The sequence below is a fragment of the Nocardia citri genome (assembly GCF_054065835.1).
Map to the genome: position 1 here is coordinate 68921 of NZ_JBSUQM010000013.1, position 21740 is coordinate 90660.

A 21740-nucleotide genomic window follows, 5' to 3' on the forward strand; every position below is an offset into this window, starting at 1 on the left:
CCCCGACTCGGTCTCCGATGTGAATACGGCGCGTCCCGATGAGAGCTCGGATCGTCCTGAAGAGGGTTCAGTGCGTTCAGATACCAGCCAAGCGCGTACCGACAAGAGTTCCGATGAGACCTCCGTACCTCCCGAAGAAGACATCGCGCCGGAGAATCCGGTGAGCGCCGACGCGGACCAGTCCTCGTCGGAGCGGGCCGCCGCGCTGGCGACCCCGATCATCTCGGATTCGGAGACCTTCGGCCGCGCGTTCAAGGATTTCCGCGGCGGCTTCGCGCAGCGCGAGCTGTGGCTGTCACTGGGCTGGCAGGACATCAAGCAGCGCTATCGGCGCTCGGTGCTCGGTCCGTTCTGGATCACCATCGCGACCGGTGTGCAGGCCGCCGCGATCGGCATTCTGTACTCCGCGCTGCTCGGCCAGTCGATCAAGTCCTATCTGCCGTACGTGGCCGTCGGCATCATCGTCTGGAATGTGATCCAGGCCAGCATCCTCGAGGGCTCGGAGGTCTTCATCGCCAATGAGGGGCTGATCAAACAGCTGCCGTCGGCGCTGAGTGTGCACGTCTATCGACTGGTCTGGCGGCAGCTGCTGTTCTTCGCGCACAACATGCTGATTTATCTGGTGGTGCTGGTCGCATTCGGTGTCTGGGAAAAACTGCACTGGACCGCCATTCTCGCGATTCCGGCACTCGGGCTGATATTCCTCAACTCGATGTGGGTCTCGATCGTGTTCGGCATCTTCAGCACCCGATACCGTGATATCGCGCCGATCCTCGGCAGTCTCACGCTCATGCTGTTCGTGCTCACACCGGTCATGTGGAATACCAAAAGCCTGCAAGCCCAGGGGGGTCAGGTGAGCGAGCGCGCGAAGCTGGCCGAAATCGTCCCGACCTTCCATTACCTGGAGATCGTCCGTGCACCGCTGCTCGGCGATGATCAGCATCTGTATCACTGGGTGATCGTCGGCACCATCACCGTGGTCGGCTGGATCGCGGCGATCTTCGCCATGAAGAAGTACCGTTCGCGCGTGCCGTACTGGGTATAGGAGATCGGGCCGATGACCGACCATGTGAGTATCGAAACCCGCCAGGCGTGGGTCGAATTCCCGATCTTCGACGCCAAATCGCGGTCGCTGAAAAAGGCCTTCCTCGGCAAGGCGGGCGGTGCGATCGGTCGCAATCAATCCGATGTGGTGGTGGTCGAGGCGCTGCGCGACATCACCCTTTCGCTCAAAGAGGGCGACCGGATCGGCCTGGTCGGACATAACGGCGCGGGCAAATCGACACTGCTGCGGCTGCTTTCGGGAATCTATGAGCCCTCGCGCGGCAGCGCCCGCATCCGTGGTCGGGTCGCGCCGGTATTCGACCTCGGCGTCGGTATGGATCCGGAGATCTCCGGCTTCGAGAACATCATCATCCGTGGGCTTTTCCTCGGACAGACGCGCAAGCAGATGCTGTCGAAGATCGATGAGATCGCCGAATTCACCGAACTCGGCGAATATCTGTCGATGCCACTGCGCACCTATTCCACCGGTATGCGGGTGCGCCTGGCGATGGGCGTGGTGACCTCCATCGATCCCGAGATCCTGCTGCTCGACGAGGGTATCGGCGCGGTGGATGCGGAATTCATGAAGAAGGCTCGTATCCGGTTGCAATCACTGGTGGCCCGCTCGGGCATCCTGGTGTTCGCCAGCCATTCCAACGAATTTCTCGCCCAGCTCTGCGATACCGCCATGTGGGTCGACCACGGGCAGATCCGCTTGCGCGGCGGTATCGAAGAAGTGGTGCGCGCTTATGAGGGCCCGGACGCGGGCAATCACGTCGCTACGGTGCTGCGCGAAATGGAAGCGGAACGAAAAATGGGAACCGAGCGAGAATTGGAGCGGAATCAGGCGTGAGCGTGCGCAGCGAGCGAGCAATCAAAGCAGCCGGGCGACCGCTCGTGGCGCCGCCGGGTGTCAGCGAGGGGGCGCAATGAGCGGACAGGGCCCGAAGGAGCCGGCCCGCGCAACCACGGACGACCTGGCCGATGACCCCTCACCAGCGCAGATCGAGGCCGCCCGCACCCCGGCCGGCACCGGTCCCGAGGCCAAAATTGTCGCCGTTGTCGTCACACACAAGCGCCGCGAACTGCTCGCCGAATCGCTGAAAGTCCTTGTCTCCCAGACCCGCCCGGTGGACCACCTGATCGTGGTCGACAATGCCAATGAGCCCGAGGTCGCGGAGCTGGTCGCCCAGCAACCGATCGAGGCCACCTACCTCGGTTCGGCGCACAATCTCGGCGGCGCGGGCGGTTTCGCGCTCGGCATGCTGCATGCGCTGACCCTCGGCGCGGATTGGGTGTGGCTGGCCGACGACGACGGCCGCCCCGACGGCTCGCAAGTGCTTGCCACGCTGCTCGATTGCGCGAGCCGACACGGTTTGGTCGAGGTATCGCCGGTGGTCTGCGATATCGACGAACCCGATCGACTCGCCTTCCCGCTGCGCCGCGGCGTGGTCTGGCGGCGGCTACGTTCCGAACTGGGCGATGAGGACTTCCTGCCCGGCATCGCCTCGCTCTTCAACGGTGCGCTGATCTCCGCCCGAGCGGTCGATCTGATCGGCGTTCCGGACCTGCGGCTATTCGTGCGCGGCGACGAGGTGGAGGTACACCGCAGGCTGGTCCGCTCCGGTCTGGCATTCGGCACCTGCCTACAGACGGCCTACCTGCACCCCAACGGCGCCGCCGAATTCAAGCCGATCCTCGGCGGCCGCATGCACACCCAGTACCCGGACGACCCGATCAAGCGCTACTTCACCTACCGCAACCGCGGCTACCTGATGTCGCAACCCGGCATGCGCAAACTGCTGCCTCAGGAATGGATTCGCTTCTCCTGGTTCTTCCTGGTCACCCGTCGCGATCCGGCCGGTCTGCGCGAATGGTTCCACCTGCGCAGCCTGGGCCGCAACGAGCAGTTCGGCAAGCCGACCCCCGAGGAGAAAGCCCCCAACGAAGGATAGGTTGCTCGAGCGCGCTCGTCGACGAAGGATTCCTTCCTCGACTTCCTTCGCACGCCTGAAGGTGCAGGTAAGGCTCGCGGCGCTGACACTCGCGAATCCTCGGCCGGGAACGGAGCCCGCGTAGCCGCGTGGGAAAGCGGACAGCGCACCGGCACGGTAGGGTCGGCACGCACAAATCGCTTAACGGGAGGGTTCCGATGAGTTACCCCGGCGGGTATCCGCCTCCGGGTCAGCCCGGGCAATGGCCCGGACAGCCCGCGTATGGTCAGCCAGCGCCGCAGGGCACGCCGAATCCCTATGGTGCGCCACCGCAGTACCCGTATCCCGCCGGGCAGCCGCCGGTCAGCCAACCGCAGGTGCCGCAACCGCCGTACGGCAGTCAGCCGCATATTCCGCAACCGCAGTACGGCCAGCCGCAGCCGTACGGTCAGCCCGTTCAGCCTGATGGGCAGCAGCCGTACGGTCAGCCCGTTCAGCCTTATGGGCAGCAGCCGTATGGACAGCCGCCCGCGCCCTTTGGGCAACCGGGTCCGCAGCAGGCCCCGGCCCCGCCGGGCATCACCGTGGACGCCTCCTATGAGTGGTTCGCCTTCCTGTTGGCGATCACCAAGCCGAAGATCCTGATCAACGGTCAGCAGGTGCCCAATACGCGGTGGGGCCAGAACCACATTCCGGTCGGTCCTGGCCAGTATCACGTGAAGGTGACCACGCCCTGGCTGTTCGAGATGGGCCAGGCGAATGCGACCGCGTCGATTCAAGAAGGTCAGGGCGCGCGGTTCTACTACAAGCCGCCCGCGATCGTCTTCCTCAACGGCGCGATCGGCCCGGTGCCACAGAAGACGCCCGGCGCCATCTTCATCTACATCAGCTGGGCCGTCGCGGCATTGCTGATCCTGCTGAATGTCGTGTTGATCGCTGGAGCCGCCAGCATCTGACCGCGTCGAAAGGGCGTCGGGTTCCGGCGCCCTTTCTTCGCGCTCCTTATGCAACTGGTTGCATATTTGCCTGCGTTACGCTTAACCGGCACACACCCGTCGGCGACTGCTCGCAGGGTCGCACGCACGGGTCGGCACGGCCGCGGGCGCACCTCCCGGCGGCACAGACGACAGGAGCAGGTCATGACGGAACCGGGTTCGAAGCCACTCGCGGGCAAGACGATGATCATGTCGGGCGGCAGCCGTGGCATCGGTCTGGAGATCGCCAAGCGGGCCGCCGCCGACGGCGCGAACATCACCCTGATCGCGAAGACCGACCAGCCGCATCCGAAGCTGCCCGGCACCGTTCACACCGCCGCGGCCGAGCTCGAGGCGGCGGGCGGTGCGGTACTGCCCTTCGTCGGCGATGTGCGCATCGATGAGTCGGTCGCCGAGGCCGTGCGCCAGACCGTCGAGCGGTTCGGCGGCATCGATATCGTCGTCAACAATGCGTCCGCGATCGACCTCTCGCCCACCGACGCCATCTCTATGAAGAAGTACGACCTGATGCAGGACATCAACTGCCGCGGCAGCTTCCTGCTCTCCAAGCTCAGCATTCCCGCACTGCGCGCATCGGCCGCGGCGGGCCGCAATCCGCACATCCTGACCCTGTCCCCGCCGCTCAACCTGGACCCGAAATGGGCGGGCATGGCACTGGGTTACACCATTGCCAAGTACGGAATGTCGCTCACCACACTGGGTTTGGCCGAGGAGCTGAAGGGCGACGGCATCGCCGTCAACTCACTGTGGCCGCGCACCACCATCGCCACCGCCGCGGTCAAGAACCTGCTCGGCGGCGAGGAGATGATCGCCACCTCCCGCACCCCCGATATCTACGCCGATGCCGCCTATCTGGTCCTCACCTCGCCGTCGAAGGACAACAGCGGCAACTTCTTCCTCGATGACGAGGTCCTCGCCGCACACGGCATCACCGACCTGGACAAATACCGCGCCGTCCCCGGCGACGCCGAACTGACCGCCGACCTGTTCCTCTGACCCGACCCTGGGTGGGCGCGTGGCCGACGATGCACCCCGCGCCCATCCACTACCGTCGATGATGTGACTGGACAGCCGAACCCGGCCGATATCACGCTGGTCCGCGGCGACATCACCGAGCAGGTGGTCGACGCGATCGTCAACGCGGCCAATTCATCGCTACTCGGCGGCGGCGGGGTCGACGGCGCCATCCATCGAGCCGGCGGCCCGGAAATTCTCGATGCCTGCCGGAAGTTGCGCGCATCGCAGTACGGCAAGGGGCTGCCAACGGGTCGGGCCGTCGCCACCACCGCGGGCTTGCTGGCCGCGCGGTGGGTCATCCACACCGTCGGGCCGGTGTGGTCGGCCAGCGCGGACCGCTCCGCCCAGCTCGCCTCCTGCTATCGCGAATCACTGCGCGTGGCAGACGAATTGGGCGCGCGCACCGTCGCGTTCCCGGCCATCTCGACCGGCATCTACCGCTGGCCGATCGGTGACGGCGCGCGGATCGCCATCGAGACGGTGCGCCAAGCGTCTACGAATGTGACGGAAGTTCGCTTCGTCCTCTTCGATCAGCGCGCATACAGCGCATTCGAAAACGCGCTGCGCTGAGCGCACGGTCCGCCACGCCATCCGACCTACGTCGCGCAGGTTTGCCCGCCGCACACCAGCACGAACTGGTGCGCGGCGACGCCGGAGAAACCGCCTCAGTTCGGCTTGATGCCGTAGAGGCGCTCCCAGTTTTCGCGGCTGGTCAGCTCGGGCATTGCGGCGCGGTACTGGCGGGTGAGGTCAGGCAGTTCGCGACGCAACCGGCGCAGGACGCGGATCGTGCGGATGAGCAGGGCGCGAGCGCGCGCCTTATCGCGCTGCCGGACCCGGACACCGGCCTGCGAGGCGTCGGTGACGACGACGTGGTCGAACAGCGATACGTGCCACCAGTGCGCGTCCTCGCGCGTGACGCCGATCAGGCCGTGCTGGGTGCGCCCGGTCCACTGGGCGATGGCCCGCTTGATCAGCACCGCGGTAACCCGGCTCGGTTCGCCACCGGCACGACGCAAGTGGATGTCGGCCGAGCGCACCGGCGGGGTCGCGGCGGGATGCTTGATGGTCTCGGTGTAATCGGCGCGGCTGGTGCGGGCGGCGGCCAGCGCGGCAATGCCACCGTCGCGCAGTACCTTCGGCCCCTGCAGGAAGTCCTCGATGCCCTGCAGCGTGGTGTGCACGAGGCCGTACTGCATGGCGACCAGCTGTTCGGCCAGATTCCGGAACAGCTGGCGGGTAACGGCTTTGCCATCGAGATCGGTGTGCAGCGAACCGACGATCAACGAGTTGCGCGTGCTGAAGTAGCGCGCCCAATCGTCGTAGTCCTTCCAGTAGAAGTCCGCGTGCCACACCGCGGCATTCGGCAGCGTCACCGTGACGAACCCGTGCTCGCGGGCCCGGATGCCGTATTCGACATCGTCCCACTGGAAGAAGATCGGCACCGGCAGCCCGATCTTCGCGACCACCTCGGCCGGGATCAGGCAGGTCCACCAGGCGTTGTAGCCGGCGTCGACGCGGCGCTCCTGGTTCTTCTTGAGCATGCTGGTGTTGCGCAATGCCTTCGGCACCTTCTGGCCGTGCTGGAGTTTGTGCAGATGCACTTCCTCGGCGCCGACATTCAGGTAATCCGGGTTGAGCAGGAACAACATCTGCGCACCGACCAGCGTCGGTTCGACGGTCAGATTGGCGAAGGCATTGAGCCGCAATACCGTTTCCGGTTCGCAGAGGATGTCATCGTCCATGAGGATGACATCGGCGTGCTCGTTGACCGCGGACACCTCGTAGAGGCCACGGGTGAACCCACCCGCACCACCGAGATTCGGCTGCCGGATGTAGCGCAGCTTGTCACCGAAGATCGGCAGCGTCTGCTGGAAGCGCACCTGGTTCTCGACCAGATCGGTGCCTTGATCCACCACGTAGACCGCGTCGATGGCCTCGAGAATCGGGGCGTCGGAGGCCAGCGCGGCGACCGTCTCGGCGCAGTCCGCGGCCCGGTTGAAGGTGCAGATCGCGATGGCGACGGGGCGGATACGGTCGGGGGCGGGGGCGGTCCAGGTCTGCGCGGAGATGCCGAGTTCACCACCGATGGCATCGAATTCGAGCCACAGCGCGCCGCCGTCGACGTACTGGTCCAGCGGTGCGGTCAGGGTCAGCGGGCCGCTCGCGGTGAGTTCGGCGGTGTCGATGATCCGGCGGTGTCCGGCGATATCGGAGGCGACCAGCCGGACGCGGGCCTTCTTGGTCACATCGAGCACCATGGTCGCCCAGACCTCGGTGACCGTCGTCCAACGCTGCCAGTAGCTGGCCGCGAACCGCCCGAAGTAGGTGTTGGTATGCGCGGATGCGCCCTTGTCCAGTCTCAGCTCCAGGCGTTCCCGATGGGCGCGACCCTTGACGACGGCATACAGCTCGTCGCTGACCTTCGCCGACGGACCGGTGAAGATGCCGCGCTGCAGCACCAGCCGATCGGGCGCTTGGTGATCGACGCGCAGCGAGGCGGGCGCCGTCGAAGGTCGATCATTTGTCTCGGTAACAGCCTGGGTAGCCGACTGATCCATGAAGTCCTCGAAATCGTTTGGTGCGGACGGGACAAGCACGCCCCTGGATGCCTTCGCGGCGGGTGCGACGATACCAATCGGGCTCGCCAACTGCCTGTCCAGGAACCTGGCGGTCCCGCCGGTTACGGTTGCTTACTATTAGCTGATACGCCCTCGGTGCCGACGAATACGAATTTTCCGTAGGCCCAGTAGCGGAATACCACCGCGACGATCTGGCCGATCAGCGTGCCGGATATGTTGTCCGATAGTGGCGATGACAGGTCGAGCACGTACCGGGAGAAGCCGAGACAACCTAGTTGCAGGCCGATAGCTATCACGTTGAATATGGCATACAACAGGTACTCGCGCGCAGGATTGTCGGATTTCTTGTGCCCGAAGGTCCACCACTTGTTGCCGAAGTAGGTCACCACGGTGGCCACCGCGATCGCGATGATCTTGGCGGGCAGCGGCGCGTGGTACAGCACGCCCGCACCACCCCAGAACACCAGCAGGTTGTAGGTGCCCGCGTCGACGAGGAAGCCGATCGCGCCGACCACCAGAAAGGCGCCGCCGCGCCGCAGTGCGGCGATCACCTTCGCGGTCAGCGGCTCTTGCACCGGTTGTCCCTGGTCAAGGCTCGGCGTCGAGTGCGGTGCGCCGGATCGTTCGGAGAATGACACGGGCTGCTCCGGATAAGACACCCGGCGACGGTACCCCAGTAGGCTCGGCGAACCGAGTGAGCACCGACCCGGTGCAGCCCTGTACCCTCCCGGTGTTCCCCATTCACCGCCGACATCGAGGATTGACCGGGTGGACTCCACCGAGCTCCGAATTGCCGCAGTGGTGCCATGCCACAACGAGGAGGCTTCGGTCGCCAAGGTCGTCGCCGACCTGCAGGCCGCCGTGCCGGGAATCGTCGTCTACGTCTACGACAACCGCAGCACCGACGCGACCGCCGAGCGGGCGCGCGCCGCCGGTGCGATCGTGCGCCACGAACACACCAAGGGCAAGGGCAATGTAGTACGCCGCGCCTTCGCCGATATCGAGGCCGATATCTATCTGATGATCGACGGCGACGACACCTACGAGGCGTCGGCCGCACCGCTGATGATCAAGACACTCCTCGACGGTCCATACGACCATGTGCTCGGCGTCCGCAAACAGGACGAGGGCGCCTCGGCGTACCGCTCCGGCCACGAGACCGGTAACAAAGTGCTCAACGGCGTGGTCGGAAAGGTATTCGGCGAGAACGTCGACGATATGCTCAGCGGGTTCCGGGTGTTCTCGCGCCGGTTCGTGAAGAGCTTCCCGGCCGTTTCGCGCGAATTCGAGATCGAAACCGAGCTGACCGTGCATTCCCTGCATCTGCGGGTGCCGCAGACCGCGGTTTCGGTGGGCTTCCGCGATCGGCCCGCGGGCAGTGAGAGCAAGCTGCGCACCTACCACGACGGCTTCAAGATCCTCGCACTGATCATCGGCTTGGCCAGACATGAGCGGCCGGTCGCCTTCTACGGGTTGTTCGGCACGCTGAGCTGGCTGGTCTCGATCATCCTGACCATTCCGATCGTCGTCGAGTTCTACGACACCCACCAGGTGCCCCGGTTCCCGACGCTGTTCCTGGGTTTCACCCTGCTGCTGCTCGGCAGCCTGGCCTGGACCGCCGGTCTGATCCTGGATGGCATCCGCCGCTCCCGACACGAGGCCGCCCGGCTGGTCTACCTGCGCTACTCGGCCGTCAGCGCGGACGACGCGCGTGGTGGTGACGCACGCACCGGTGGAGCCGGGCGTTGACCACCTCGGCGGATCGATCCGCAGCCGCCTCGACCTCCGGACCGGAGCCGGCCGCGGCCGACGGTGCCGCCGCGGCCGAATCCGCTGCCGCCGAACCCGATTCGAACGGACCGAATCCGACGACCGATGCGGCGCGCGATGTGGGACGCCGGATCGTGGCCCGCTTCGGTGCGGCGACGGTCGCCTTCGCCATCGTCGCCTCGGTCTTCGGCGCACTGTTCGCCTGGATCACCCCGCCGTTCTGGGGCCACGACGAAATCACCCAGTTCGGCCGCGCCTACCAGGTCGCGCACGGTGGCTTGCGGCCGCAGCGGATCCACGACGATCGCGGCATCGCCTACGGTGGCGACGTGCCGATCAGCATTACCCAGCTGATGGGCTACGCGCTGCAGGACTACACCACCAATCCGGGGGAACCGGATCAGATGGTGGCCGATCCCGGCAGCTACGCCCGGATGGAGGGCGCCGCGGTTTCGAAGGCGCGGGAGCCGGTCTGGTTCACCAACACCGCGGCGTACTCGCCGGTGCCGTATATTCCGGCGGCCGTTGGTATCCGGGTCGCGGAACTATTCGGACTGAATGTCGGCGCCATGATGCTGCTGACCCGCCTCGCGGGCTTGGCCGTCTACCTCGCGCTGGCCGGATTCGGTCTGTGGGCTCTGCGCGCGCACCGGGTGCAGTGGCTGGCATTCACCGTGGCCGTGCTGCCGATCGCGGTCTTTCAGGCGGGCACCGTCACCGCCGACACGCTGACCAACGCATTGGCCATTCTGGTTTCGGCCCTGCTGGTCAAGGCGCTGTTCCTGGGTGACGGTCTCGGCCGCACCGAGACGGCCGCTCTGCTGGCCGCGACCCTGCTGCTGCCGGTCAGCAAGCCGACCTATGTGCTGCTCGCCATGCTTGTGGTGGTGGTGCCGACGAACCGATTCGCCTTCGGCGGCGAGTCCGGCTGGAAGCGTTTCATCCCATGGGGTTTCGCGGCACTGGGCGCGCTGGCCTTCGCGGTCTGGATGAAGATCGCCGCGCCGACCGGCGACGGTATGGGCCTGATGCGCCCACAGCATCAATGGCATTCGGTGCGGCCGGGCGATCAGTTGCACGGCATCCTCACCGACCCGCTGAATTTCGTGAGCACCTTCGGCGAGAGCATCGCACTGCGCGATCAGCGGTGGTTCATCCAGTTCTTCGGTGAACTCGGCTTCGCCTACATCGATGTCCCCGCATTGTCGATGCTGGCCTGCCTGCTGGCCTTCGCGGTCAGCGTCGGCATCGCGGATCGGATGAATGCCGCGACCGCCACTATCCGGCGCACGCTGATCGTCGCACTGACGGTGCTCGCGAGCGTCGCGATGATCTACGTGACGCTGTACATGTCGTTCACGCCGGTCGGCTACTACATCATCGACGGCGTCCAGGGCCGGTACTTCGTACCGTTGGCGATCATCGCCCTCGTGGTGCTACTGCGTTGGATGCCGTTGCGGCTCACCGATATCCACGGCCGGACCCCGACCAAGGGCCCAGCCGTCGCGGTTATCGCGGCCACCGTGGTAGCGCTGATCGCCGCGCTCTGGAAGTACTACTCGATCGTCTGGGGCTGATCGGGTTCAGGCGTCGATGGTGCTTTCGCCGGCCTCGGCGTAGGCGCGCTCGGTCGCGGCTTTGGTTGGGCGCCACCAGGATTCGTTGTCGCGGTACCACCGGATGGTCGCGGCGAGCCCGGCGGCGAAGTCGCAATAACGTGGTGTCCAACCGAGTTCGGTGCGCAGCAGCGTCGCATCGATCGCGTAGCGCTGATCGTGACCCGCCCGGTCGGTGACGTGGTCGAAATCGTCCGGATCTCGGTCGAAGGCGGCGAGGATCATCCGCACCACGGACTTGTTGTCGAGTTCACTGTCCGCGCCGATCAGATAGGTCCGGCCGATTCGCCCGCGCTCCAGGATGTCCCATACCGCGCGGTTGTGATCGTCGACGTGGATCCAGTCGCGCACTTGATGTCCGGCACCGTAGAGCCGCGGCCGCACCCCGTCGATGAGGTTGGTGATCTGGCGCGGGATGAACTTCTCCACATGCTGATACGGCCCATAGTTGTTGCTGCAGTTGGAGATTGTCGCGCGCACGCCGAAGGAGCGGGTCCAGGCGCGCACCAGCAGATCACTCGAGGCCTTGGTGGCCGAGTAGGGGCTGGACGGATTGTAGGGGGTGTTCTCGTCGAACGCGGGCCCGTCCGGGGCGAGATCGCCGTAGACCTCGTCGGTGGAGATATGGTGGTAGCGCACATCGTGGCGGCGCACCGCTTGCAACAGTGAATAGGTACCGACGATATTGGTCTGCACGAACGGCCAGGGTTCGGCGAGGGAGTTGTCGTTATGCGATTCGGCGGCGAAATGGACCACGGCGTCGACACCGCTGACGAGCTCGTCGACCAGATCCAGATCAGCGATATCGCCGTGCACGAAGTCGATGCGATCGGCCACCGGGTCGAGCGAGGCCCGATTACCCGCGTAGCTCAACGCGTCAAGGACGGTTACCGTGGCGTCGGGATGCTCGGCCACCGTCTGTTGGACGAAATTCGCACCGATGAATCCGGCCCCGCCGGTTACGAGCAGTCGCACCCCATGACCTTACTTCGCCCGTGCGGCCCGCTGCCGCCGGATCCGCTCGCCCAATTCACCTGCGCGACCAGCGTTTCAATCTGTGACGTTCATCACGATAGGCGAGCGCAAACGCGGTTTGGTTCGTTCTGAAAAACCGTGGTCAGCGCCCACATTTCAAAGAGCCCACCGAACCGCGAGTCGCAATGGTGAACAAAATTTGAATTAACGGTCACAACTGGTTCACCACGCGTTAGCTGGTCTAGATTTCGATCGTCTAGTCCCCTCCGTACGCTTCACATCGAGGTCCAAAACAAAATGCTGATGAGGAAATTCGCCGCGACTTCGGCCCTGCTGATCGCCGCCATGGGCGTCACCGCGGGCACCGTCAACGCGGCACCGGCGGAATCCGCCGACGCCCCGATCAACTTCACCGCCCACGCGACCGACACCCAGTCGATCATCACGACCGACTCCGGCTCGCTGGCCGTCGAGGACAACACCCTCAAGATCAAGGCCGCCAACGGCACCACTGTCGCGGGCACCCCGCTCACCTTCCGCCTCGACGACTTCGAGTTCCCGATCGCCGCGGACATCTCCGACCACACCGCCACCCTCACCCCGCAGCTCGACATGGCGAAGGCCACCTACAAGCCGGTCGCGCTGCCCTTCGAGGACCAGGCGCCGTTCAAGACCCCCTACGACCGTGAGGTGGCCGCCTTCAACCGTATGAAGGACACCATCAGCACCGGCGCCACCGTCGGCACCCTGATCGGTGGCCTCAGCGGCGGCGCCGTCGGCTGCGTGCTCGGTGGTCTCGCCGGGCTGACCGTCGCCTCGGCCACCATCATCGGCCTGTTCGGTCCGGTCATCCCGGCCGCCGCCATCGGCTGCGTCGCCGGCATCCTCGCCGTCGGCGCACTGGGCACCCTGGCCGGTCAGATCTTCATCACGGCTCCGGTCGCGATCGGTGCGGCGATCCAGTACTTCGCCACCACCACCGCGCCGTTCGTCCCTGCCAAGTAAGTCGGACAACGGCTCCACACAACTGAAAACGAGCCCATGAAACCCCGCCCGCGCATCGCTCGGGCGGGGTTTCCATTGCTGGTTGCCGCTCGGCCAAAACGGCCGGGCGGCACTTTCAGACGAGATAGGGCCGTGATAGAGCGATGACGCGGGGAAATAATAACCCTCTACCAGGTGAACGAAAAGTAAATTGAATTGAACCAAACGGCGATCTCGTGCGCGCCGCCGGGAATTCTCCGGAGAGCCGAGGGGAATCCACAGCGCGGTATCCGACGAAAGAACCCCGCACCGGACCGAGACCGAAACGGCGAGGTCCGGATGCGGGATTCATGACTCGTCCGGCCGATCCAGGTCAAGCCGTCCGAGCCCTTCGGGACTGCTCGAGGCGGGCGCGCACGAACCGGGAGACCCGGGCCAGTGCCATCCTGCTCTCGGGCAGATTCGGAGCGATAGCCATAAAGGCATGCACCTGACCGCGCCAGATCTCCAGCGCGTTCGGTACCCCGGCCGCGGTCAGCCTGCGGGCCATGAGCTCGCAGTCGTAGCGCAGCACTTCGTCTTCGGCGGTGATCAGCAGTACCGGCGGCAGACTCGCCAAGGCACCGTTGACCGGCGACACCAGCGGATCCAGCGCCCCGTCCACCTCGGCGCCGATCCGCACCACCGCCTCCAGCGCGGACAGCGGCAGGTAGGGGTCGCGCACGACATTCATATAGTCCCGCTTGGCGAGGTAATCCAGATCGAGCAGTGGACTCAGCCCGATCAGCCCACCCGGCGACGGCAGCCCGGCGCCGATCGCGCGCAGTGCGGTGGCGAAGGCGAGGAACCCGCCCGCCGAATCGCCGGCGAACATGATCCTGGCCGGATCCGCGCCGTGCCGCAGCAACCAGCGGTAGGCGGTCAGGCAGTCCTCGATCGCGGCGGCGACAGTGTGTCCGGGCAGTTGGCGATAGCCGACATTGACCACCGGCAGACCGGTGCGCCGGGCCAGGCCGGCCGCGATCGGGCGATGGGTGCCGAGACCGCAGATGGCGAAGCCGCCGCCGTGCATGTACAGCACCGCGCCGTGGCGCAGGGCGCGCGAACCACCGGACGGACGCAGGATCTCCATCCGAAAACCGTTGAGCACCACCTGTTCCCGATCGACACCGCGCGGCTGCGGCCGCAGTCGCGCCAGCCCATCGATCGCCGCGGCGCCGATCAGGATGCTCGCGCGGCTGACCGGAAGCATCCGCAGCACCGGCCGCACCGCACCGAGGCAGGTCGCCAGCAGCAAACGGGCCGATGCACTCGGGCCGTTCGGATTCATCAACCGACCGGGATCACCCGCGTCGAATTCGCTCCCGTCGATCGCCACCATCGCGCTCCTACCTCACACCGGCGCGCCGAATCCGACCGAACGGTTCTCCAGACGAGAGTCGACGCTGACATCTCACACACAGGTATTTCCGAACACCGTGTGCACATGACCTACACAACACATATCGCCCGCTGCGCCGGGTTACCAAACGTTCGTGATCATTTTGTAGGCGAGTCGGAACCTCGCCGAAGCCCAACGCGGTGCGCCTGGCAGACTCGGGGACCATGCGCGGAATCATCTTGGCCGGTGGCACCGGATCTCGGTTGCACCCGATCACGCGCGGGGTGAGCAAACAGCTGGTCCCGGTCTACGACAAACCGATGGTCTATTACCCGCTGTCGACGCTCATGCTGGCGGGTATCCGGGACATCCTGGTGATCACCACCCCGGAGGACGCCGACGCGTTCACCCGGCTACTCGGCGACGGCTCGCAGTTCGGCATCTCGATCACCTATGTGGTGCAACCGGAACCGGACGGACTCGCCACGGCCTTCGTCCTCGGCGCCGATCATATCGGCGGCGAAAGCGCCGCATTGGTGCTCGGCGACAATATCTTCCACGGACCGGGCCTCGGCACCAGCCTCGAACGCTTCGCCACCATCGACGGCGGTGCGGTCTTCGCGTATTGGGTCTCGGATCCGACCGCCTACGGCGTCGTCGAATTCACCGAGGGCCGAGCGGTGTCGATCGAGGAGAAGCCCAAGGTGCCGCGGTCCAACTACGCCATCCCCGGGCTGTACTTCTACGACAACGATGTCGTGGAGATCGCGCGCGACCTGCGACCGTCGGCACGCGGCGAATACGAGATCACCGATATCAATCGCGTCTATCTGGAACAGGATCGGCTGCGCGTCGATGTACTCGCCCGCGGCACCGCCTGGCTGGATACCGGCACCTTCGACTCGCTGCTGGATGCCGCCAACTACGTGCGCACCATCGAACAGCGGCAGGGCCTGAAAATCGGTGTGCCGGAGGAAGTCGCGTGGCGGCAGGGCTTCATCGACGACGAACAGCTGTGCGCGCTGGCCGAACCGATGGTTCGCTCCGGGTACGGGACCTACCTGCTCGATCTGCTCGAGCGCGGACGGGATTGGTGAGTGATGGAGTTCCGTGAACTCGCCGTACCGGGGGCATGGGTGATCACCCCGCGCCGATTCGGCGACGAGCGCGGCATGTTCTGCGAATCGTTCAAGGCCTCGGAATTCGAGAAGGTGACCGGTCGGCCATTCGATCTGCGCCAGGTCAACTGCTCGGTTTCGGCGGCGGGGGTGCTGCGCGGCATCCACTACACCGAGGATCCGCCGGGGCAGGCCAAGTATGTGACCTGTATGCGGGGTGCGTTTCTCGATGTCGTTGTCGATCTGCGGCCCGGATCGCCCACCTATGGGCGGTGGGACAGTGTGGTGCTCGACGATGTCGATCGGCGCTCGATGTTCCTGTCCGAGGGCCTCGGACATGCGATCCTGTCGCTGGCCGATCACTCCACCGTCACCTATCTCTGTTCGATCGAGTACACGCCCGAATTCGACAGGGATGTAGACGCCTTCGATCCGCGGCTCGGCATCGAATGGCCGAAGGTCGGTCTGGACGGACAGCCGCTGACGTATATCCGATCTCCGAAAGATGCTGCCGCTGCGCCCTTCTCGTAAAACGCGGCTTGCGCAGGATGCCGAGATGGATCAGCGGGAACTCGACCTTTTTCTACCGCGACGAGTCCGGCGGCGCCGACGAACGAACCGATGGTGCGCGCCGAACCCCAGCCCACCTCGGGCGCGCTACTGCGGAAGTCATGAGTGGAAAATTTAATGTCTACGCATTTAATGCGTTTGCATCATTCAGTGTAGAGCATTAGGATAGGGCCATGTCGAAGCCGTCGACAACACAGTTACCGGGCCGCGATGCGGCGTCCACCGGGTTGGTCGCGGAGTGGCGTGAACTGCTCGACCGGCACGCCGCCGTGAGCTGTGCCCTCGAGAAGGAACTGCAGGGCAAGCACGACATCGGCCTCAGCGAATTCGAGACGCTGGACCGGCTGGTCGACGCCGCCTGTGGCGACTACCGGATGAGCGACCTCGCCAACGACATCTACCTGAGCCAGAGCGCACTGTCCCGCGCGGTGGCGCGGCTGGAGCGCGACGGACTCGTCTCGCGCAGCATGTGCCCCGAGGACCGGCGCGCGATCTTCGTATGCCTGACCGAGAAGGGCCGCGAGGTCTACGAGGCGGCGCTGCCGACGCATCGCGAGGTGCTCGAGCGAACCTGGGGTAATCGGCAGAAGTGCTGAATAGACCCTATACATAGGGCGCCGAGCAGATCCACACCGCCGACCACCGGAGCCTTACGAGCGAGGTTCGCGGCCCATTCGTCGAAGCGCATGCGCCGCAAGCGCGAGTCTCGACGGTTCGGACGCGAGACAGCAGGGGGCCGCCGCAGGCGCGGCAAATCACATGCTGTCGCGCGCCTCTTCGATGCCTGCGCGCGCATCGACCGCGACAGTCTTGATGTTCGCGAAAACCTTTCGGTAGCGCTCGATTTCGTGTTCCTTGTCCAGGTACACCGGTCCGGTGAACGCCTCGACGTAGACCACCGGCGGCTCGCGCAGCTCCACCTGCGCCGTATCGGCGAATTCCAGGAGGACGAACGGGCCCGAATCCATGCCGTCGTGATAGCCGGAATCCGAGGGCACCAGCCGGATTCGCACATTCGGCAGGTTGCAGATGCGCCGTAGCTGCGCGAGCTGTTCGACGGTCACCTCGACGCCGCCGACCCGCCGCCACAGCACCGACTCGCTGATCACCACATCCAGATGCAGCGGCGAACCCTCGCGCGTGAGCAACGCCTGCCTGGCCATACGCAGCTGCACCCGGCGTTCGATTTCGGCGTCCGAGGCCTGCGGGCGCCCGGACTTCAGCAGCGCCCGGGCGTAGGCCTCGGTCTGCAGCAGTCCGGGAATCAGCTCGTTCTCATAGGTGGCCAGGGCACGCGCGGCCTCCTCGAGACCGATGTACACCTCGAAACCCTCGGCGATGACATCGCTGTAGCCGGTCCACCAACCCCGGGCCTTGGTCTCCTTGGCCAGCGCGGTCAGCGGTTCGACGAGATCGGTCGGCGCACCGTAGATCTTGCACATGGCCTCGACATCCAGACTGCGCAATGAGGTCTGGCCGGTTTCGATCCGCCAGATCTTGGCCTCGGACCATTCGAGCTGCTGGGCGGCCATCCGAGTGGTCATCCTGGCCCGATTGCGCAGATCACGCAGATGCCGGCCGAGCTGCCTGCGCGGCATGGTCGATCCGGTCGTGCCCTGCGGTAAAGCCATGCTTCCCCCTCGCGCCATGCGCCGAATCCATCCGGGTGACCACCCGTGCCCGCCGGTCCGACGCTCCTCATCTCAGATGTCCGTAGCGGTATCCGGATATCCGAACAGCATTGTTTCACAGTAAATCTGACACAGGTCACGATGAGTGACCCAGGCACGCCAGCGACTCAACAGTGCCGGTTCTTCGAGGTGCTGATCGGGCAATCCAGTCCGGCTCTACTTACGCGCGCCGCGCTTGCGGAACCGCCAGAACTGCACGGCGCGCACGTCTTCGGAGAGCTGGTTGACCGGCTCGGCCACATCGGAAAGCGCCTGGAACAGATCGTCGGCCAGATCGGCGATGTGCTCGACCTTGGTCGCGAGCTTGGACGCGTTCTCCAGGAATTCGAGCAGCAGGCGTACGACGGCCGCGATGGTCAGGCCGAGCGGTATCGCGATCACCGCGGTCAGCACGCCGAGCACGGCGGAGACCTGCCATATCAATACCGTCAGCGCGATCGGGATGCCGATCGCGAAGGCCAGACCGAGCATATAGGCGAGCGGCAACAGCGTCCTGGTCGCGGGACGGTGGAATTGCAGGTCGAGCAGGCCGCGGGCGGCATCGACGCTCCAGGCCCGCGGACTTTCGAATGGTTCGGCGGGTTCGGACTCCGCCGTACGCGAGAACCGTTTGGACGCGGTCGCTTTCCAAGTGATCCAGCGTGATTCGGTTTCGAATTCCGCCGCATCCGGTGCTCGGACACTATTGGTCTCATCGGATCCGCCGATCGCTCGAGCGTCACCTCCGGTCGAATCACTTCGCGATCCCGCGCGCTCACCGGTCACCTGAGCGCCACCCCCTATCCAGTCGCTACCCGATCCTCACTCATATGGCGATCCTTCCCCCAATCCGATGCCCCGCCAATAGGAGTGGATTCACAGCAACCGTGCGGGCCGCCACGAGGCGAGCGCCGACCTGCCTCGGGACAGCCGTGCCGCCCATTAAAAAGGATCTGTCTCAGCGATAGCCGGTTACCACTGAGTGAGACGAATCCGACAGTCACCAAGATCTTTTGTACAACCCGTAACGCCCACCCCACCCCGCCCCGATACCACCCACGTATGCAGGACCCAGATCTATCGGGGAATGGAGAAAGACAGTGCGCACCACGTTTCCGACTTCCGCATCGGCGGCAGATATGACTGCCGCGGCGCAGGACTACATCCAGCGCGGGTGGACGATCGCTGAAACGACCAACGGAATCTGCCTGATCACGGATGAGGATCTGTCGGGTATCGAGATCAGCGGTGAGCTGGCCGGCGAGGTTCGCCGGTTCCTGCGCGCGAACAACCTGACCGGTCCGGTTATCGAGATTCCGGGCGTCGAACGTCGCGAGGTCCACTTGGTCACCGGCCTGCGCAAGGCCGCGATGGCGCTGGAGGCGCTGCGCGAGGCGGGCGCCACCGTCTACACCGACGGCGACGGCATCCCGTTGCCGCCCACCCAGCTCACCACCGGCGAGGCTTGCTGGGGCGTGGCTCCGGGCGAGGCGCGCTGGATCCCGCCGGTCGTCGCGATCGGCGCGGCTGTGCGCTCGGCGCTGTCGCGTCGCGCGAGCGCCGACACGAACACCGTCGTCGCCTGCTGACGTAGTTATCGGGCGGGGTCCGCACTGCCCTGACCCACCGATGACCGGTATCCGCTATCCGCGGATACCGGTCATTCTTTTCCTCATGCGCGCAGATCCATCGCGCGCGATGATGGGGGCTATGGCCCAGCTCACTGATGGCATCCGGAAGCTGTCGCGAACCTGCCCGCTGTGCGAGGCAGTCTGCGGACTCGAGATCACGCTCGATTCGAACGACCACGTGACCTCGGTTCGCGGGGATCGCGACGACCCCTTCAGCAAGGGGTTCATCTGCCCCAAGGGCGCCAGCTTCGGACATCTCGACGAAGATCCGGACCGGCTGACCGAACCGATGATCCGAGACCGGGCCACCGATACCTGGCGCACCGCGTCCTGGACCGAAGCGTTCGATCTCATCGCCGCACGTTTTCCAGCGATCGTGGCCGAGCACGGAAATCAGTCGGCGGCGCTGTACCTCGGCAATCCGAACGCACATACCGTGGCCGGTGCGCTGTATGCGCCGGTGCTGATCCGGGCACTCGGCACCAAGAATCTGTTTTCGGCGAGTACCGCCGATCAAATGCCCAAACAGGTGGCGAGCGGGTTGATGTTCGGTGATCCGCTGACCGTGCCGGTCCCGGATCTGGATCGCACCGATTACCTGCTGATGTTGGGCGCCAATCCACTGGAGTCGAACGGATCACTGTGCACCGCACCGGATTTTCCGGGCCGGTTGAAGGCATTGCGCAAACGCGGCGGCAAATTCGTGGTGGTCGATCCGCGAGAAACGCGGACCGCGAAGTCGGCCGATGAGCATCTGTTCATCCGGCCGGGTAGCGATGCCTATCTGTTGTTCGGGATCGTGCACACGCTATTCGAACAAGGGCTGACCGATATCCGCGTGGATGTCACGGGGCGCGACGAAGTTCGTACGGCCGCCGCGGATTTCACGCCGGAAGTTGTTTCGGCTCGGACCGGAGTTCCCGCGGCGACGGTAATCCGGCTCGCGCAGGAGTTGGCGGCGGCCCCGAGCGCGGCGGTATATGCGCGCATCGGCACCTGCACGGCCGAATTCGGCACACTGACACAGTGGTTGGTCGAGGTCGTCAATGTGTTGACCGGCAACCTCGATTCGCCCGGCGGCGCCATGTTCGCCAATGCGGCCGCGGGTGGCATCCCGCGCACCAAACCGTTCCGCACCGGGCGCTGGACCAGCCGGGTGCGCGAGTTGCCCGAGGCGATGGGTGAACTGCCGGTGGCCACCCTGGCCGATGAGATCACCACACCGGGCGCGGGACAGGTGCGCACGGTGGTGACCGTCGCGGGTAATCCGGTGCTGTCCGCACCGAGCGGGCCACGGCTGGACGCGGCCTTCGCGCAATTGGACTTCATGGTCAGTGTGGACCGGTACCTGAACGAGACCACCCGGCATGCGGATGTGATCCTGCCGCCGCCACGAGCGACACAGTCACCGCATTACGATTTCGCGTTGCTGCAGTTCGCGGTTCGCAATTACGCGCGGTACTCGCGACCGCTGGTCCCGCTCGGCGACCGACCGTCGGAGTCGGAGATCCTGGCCAGGCTCGGGGCCGCGCTCACCGGGCAGCCCGCCGGAGCGGACGCGCTGAACAGCGTCGATGAATTGATTATCGCGGGCATGCTGCACAAGGCGGGCATACCGCAGCGGCGGCCCGAACTCATCGGATCGAACAGCACCGAACAGCGCATCGATCTGATGCTGCGGCTCGGACCGTATGGCCAGTGGCGCGGCGGCACGCTGAATCTGCAGGTGCTGCTGGACAATCCGCACGGTGTCGATCTCGGACCGCTGCAGCCGCGACTGCCCGGTGTGCTGCGGACGGCGTCGAAGCAGGTGGATTTGGCGCCGCGGCCGCTGCTCGACGATATCGCGCGGATGCGGGCCCGGCTCGCCGATGCCGCGCCGGATGTGGTGTTGATCGGGCGGCGTCAGCTGCGGTCCAACAACAGTTGGATGCACAATATCCCGACGCTGGTCAGCGGATCGAATACCTGCACGCTGCAGATCAATCCGGCGGATGTGGCACGGTTGGGGCTCGGCGATACCGCCGTGGTGAAGTCCGCCGCGGGGACACTGACGGTACCGCTGGAACCGACCGAGGCGATCATGCCCGGGGTGGTCAGCTTGCCGCACGGCTGGGGACATGCCGACAGCACGCAGACGGTGGCTCGGGCGCATGCCGGGGTGAATGCCAATGTGCTGACCGATGATTCGATGGTGGATGTGCCGTCCGGAAATGCGGTCTTCAATGGCGTTCCGGTGACTTTGACACCTGCCTGAGTTGTGCTCGATCCGACCGGCCGCGAACTGAAGATTCCGGCCGGTCGGCTTGTAGAGAATTCGGGAAATCCCTGCGCTTACCAAGAATTCGGGGCATTCTCAACGTGGATTCAGCTGTGTTGCCAGAATGAAATGGACAGGATTTCGGTTCAGCCGCAGGCTTGGCGTCGAACCCATTGCGGTATGCCGGATTCCA

General features: G+C 65.3%; 20 protein-coding genes. 14 read left to right on the forward strand and 6 right to left on the reverse strand.

Features of this window, described 5'->3' with window-relative positions; translation table 11 throughout:
* The first annotated feature begins 160 nt into the window (after positions 1-160).
* The 6 genes from wzm (at position 161) to ACW2Q0_RS19180 (ending at position 5560) form a co-directional block, all read left to right on the forward strand.
* The gene (wzm, locus tag ACW2Q0_RS19155) at positions 161-1045 is read left to right on the forward strand and encodes a galactan export ABC transporter permease subunit Wzm/RfbD (RefSeq protein WP_457192116.1); all 885 of its coding nucleotides are present in this window, start codon (positions 161-163) and stop codon (positions 1043-1045) included.
* Positions 1046-1057: 12 nt separating this feature from the next.
* Entirely contained in the window at positions 1058-1897 is an 840-nt protein-coding gene (gene wzt, locus ACW2Q0_RS19160) for a galactan export ABC transporter ATP-binding subunit Wzt/RfbE (protein WP_457191983.1), read from the forward strand.
* Between the two features lie 76 nt (positions 1898-1973).
* Positions 1974-2999: a galactofuranosyltransferase GlfT1 gene (glfT1, locus tag ACW2Q0_RS19165; protein ID WP_457191985.1), complete on the forward strand. Its 1026-nt coding sequence runs from the start codon at positions 1974-1976 to the stop codon at positions 2997-2999.
* 197 nt (positions 3000-3196) lie between these two features.
* Positions 3197-3934: a hypothetical protein gene (locus ACW2Q0_RS19170; RefSeq protein WP_457191987.1), complete on the forward strand. Its 738-nt coding sequence runs from the start codon at positions 3197-3199 to the stop codon at positions 3932-3934.
* 183 nt (positions 3935-4117) lie between these two features.
* Positions 4118-4969: an SDR family oxidoreductase gene (locus ACW2Q0_RS19175; RefSeq protein ID WP_457191989.1), complete on the forward strand. Its 852-nt coding sequence runs from the start codon at positions 4118-4120 to the stop codon at positions 4967-4969.
* Positions 4970-5032: 63 nt separating this feature from the next.
* Positions 5033-5560: an O-acetyl-ADP-ribose deacetylase gene (locus tag ACW2Q0_RS19180; RefSeq protein ID WP_457191991.1), complete on the forward strand. Its 528-nt coding sequence runs from the start codon at positions 5033-5035 to the stop codon at positions 5558-5560.
* 95 nt (positions 5561-5655) lie between these two features.
* Here the strand turns inward: ACW2Q0_RS19180 and ACW2Q0_RS19185 are convergent, their stop codons facing one another.
* Both ACW2Q0_RS19185 and ACW2Q0_RS19190 read right to left on the reverse strand, forming a co-directional pair.
* Positions 5656-7551 (reverse strand): glycosyltransferase, encoded by a 1896-nt coding sequence (locus tag ACW2Q0_RS19185; protein WP_457191993.1) that lies wholly within the window; start codon positions 7549-7551, stop codon positions 5656-5658.
* A 122-nt stretch (positions 7552-7673) separates the two neighbouring features.
* Complete coding sequence (locus ACW2Q0_RS19190; protein ID WP_457191996.1) at positions 7674-8147, reverse strand: GtrA family protein; 474 nt, start codon at positions 8145-8147, stop codon at positions 7674-7676.
* 193 nt (positions 8148-8340) lie between these two features.
* Between ACW2Q0_RS19190 and ACW2Q0_RS19195 the strand changes: the two genes are divergently transcribed.
* A complete protein-coding gene (locus ACW2Q0_RS19195) occupies positions 8341-9321 on the forward strand; it encodes a glycosyltransferase (RefSeq protein WP_457191998.1) in 981 nt (326 codons plus the stop codon).
* Complete coding sequence (locus ACW2Q0_RS19200) at positions 9318-10919, forward strand: DUF2142 domain-containing protein (RefSeq protein WP_457192000.1); 1602 nt, start codon at positions 9318-9320, stop codon at positions 10917-10919. Before ACW2Q0_RS19195 ends, ACW2Q0_RS19200 begins: the two co-directional genes overlap by 4 nt.
* Positions 10920-10925: 6 nt before the next feature.
* Here ACW2Q0_RS19200 and rfbB read toward each other — a convergent pair whose 3' ends face one another.
* Entirely contained in the window at positions 10926-11933 is a 1008-nt protein-coding gene (gene rfbB / locus ACW2Q0_RS19205; RefSeq protein ID WP_457192002.1) for a dTDP-glucose 4,6-dehydratase, read from the reverse strand.
* A 297-nt stretch (positions 11934-12230) separates the two neighbouring features.
* Between rfbB and ACW2Q0_RS19210 the strand changes: the two genes are divergently transcribed.
* The gene (locus tag ACW2Q0_RS19210) at positions 12231-12938 is read left to right on the forward strand and encodes a hypothetical protein (RefSeq protein ID WP_457192004.1); all 708 of its coding nucleotides are present in this window, start codon (positions 12231-12233) and stop codon (positions 12936-12938) included.
* A gap of 352 nt (positions 12939-13290) precedes the next feature.
* Here ACW2Q0_RS19210 and ACW2Q0_RS19215 read toward each other — a convergent pair whose 3' ends face one another.
* A complete protein-coding gene (locus ACW2Q0_RS19215; protein ID WP_457192006.1) occupies positions 13291-14295 on the reverse strand; it encodes an alpha/beta hydrolase in 1005 nt (334 codons plus the stop codon).
* Positions 14296-14522: 227 nt separating this feature from the next.
* Between ACW2Q0_RS19215 and rfbA the strand changes: the two genes are divergently transcribed.
* The 3 genes from rfbA to ACW2Q0_RS19230 all read left to right on the forward strand — a co-directional run bounded on the left by rfbA (position 14523) and on the right by ACW2Q0_RS19230 (position 16582).
* On the forward strand, positions 14523-15395 hold the full coding sequence (gene rfbA / locus ACW2Q0_RS19220) for a glucose-1-phosphate thymidylyltransferase RfbA (RefSeq protein ID WP_457192008.1): 873 nt from the start codon (positions 14523-14525) through the stop codon (positions 15393-15395).
* A gap of 3 nt (positions 15396-15398) precedes the next feature.
* Positions 15399-15947, forward strand: coding sequence for a dTDP-4-dehydrorhamnose 3,5-epimerase family protein (locus tag ACW2Q0_RS19225; protein WP_457192118.1), 549 nt, complete (start codon positions 15399-15401; stop codon positions 15945-15947).
* Between the two features lie 212 nt (positions 15948-16159).
* On the forward strand, positions 16160-16582 hold the full coding sequence (locus ACW2Q0_RS19230; protein ID WP_457192010.1) for a MarR family winged helix-turn-helix transcriptional regulator: 423 nt from the start codon (positions 16160-16162) through the stop codon (positions 16580-16582).
* Positions 16583-16741: 159 nt separating this feature from the next.
* Here ACW2Q0_RS19230 and ACW2Q0_RS19235 read toward each other — a convergent pair whose 3' ends face one another.
* The gene (locus ACW2Q0_RS19235) at positions 16742-17617 is read right to left on the reverse strand and encodes a helix-turn-helix domain-containing protein (protein ID WP_457192012.1); all 876 of its coding nucleotides are present in this window, start codon (positions 17615-17617) and stop codon (positions 16742-16744) included.
* 216 nt (positions 17618-17833) lie between these two features.
* Entirely contained in the window at positions 17834-18442 is a 609-nt protein-coding gene (locus tag ACW2Q0_RS19240) for a DUF4282 domain-containing protein (RefSeq protein WP_457192014.1), read from the reverse strand.
* A gap of 353 nt (positions 18443-18795) precedes the next feature.
* Between ACW2Q0_RS19240 and ACW2Q0_RS19245 the strand changes: the two genes are divergently transcribed.
* Positions 18796-19245 (forward strand): hypothetical protein, encoded by a 450-nt coding sequence (locus ACW2Q0_RS19245; protein ID WP_457192016.1) that lies wholly within the window; start codon positions 18796-18798, stop codon positions 19243-19245.
* A 121-nt stretch (positions 19246-19366) separates the two neighbouring features.
* Entirely contained in the window at positions 19367-21544 is a 2178-nt protein-coding gene (locus tag ACW2Q0_RS19250; RefSeq protein ID WP_457192018.1) for a molybdopterin-dependent oxidoreductase, read from the forward strand.
* Positions 21545-21740: the final 196 nt, after the last annotated feature.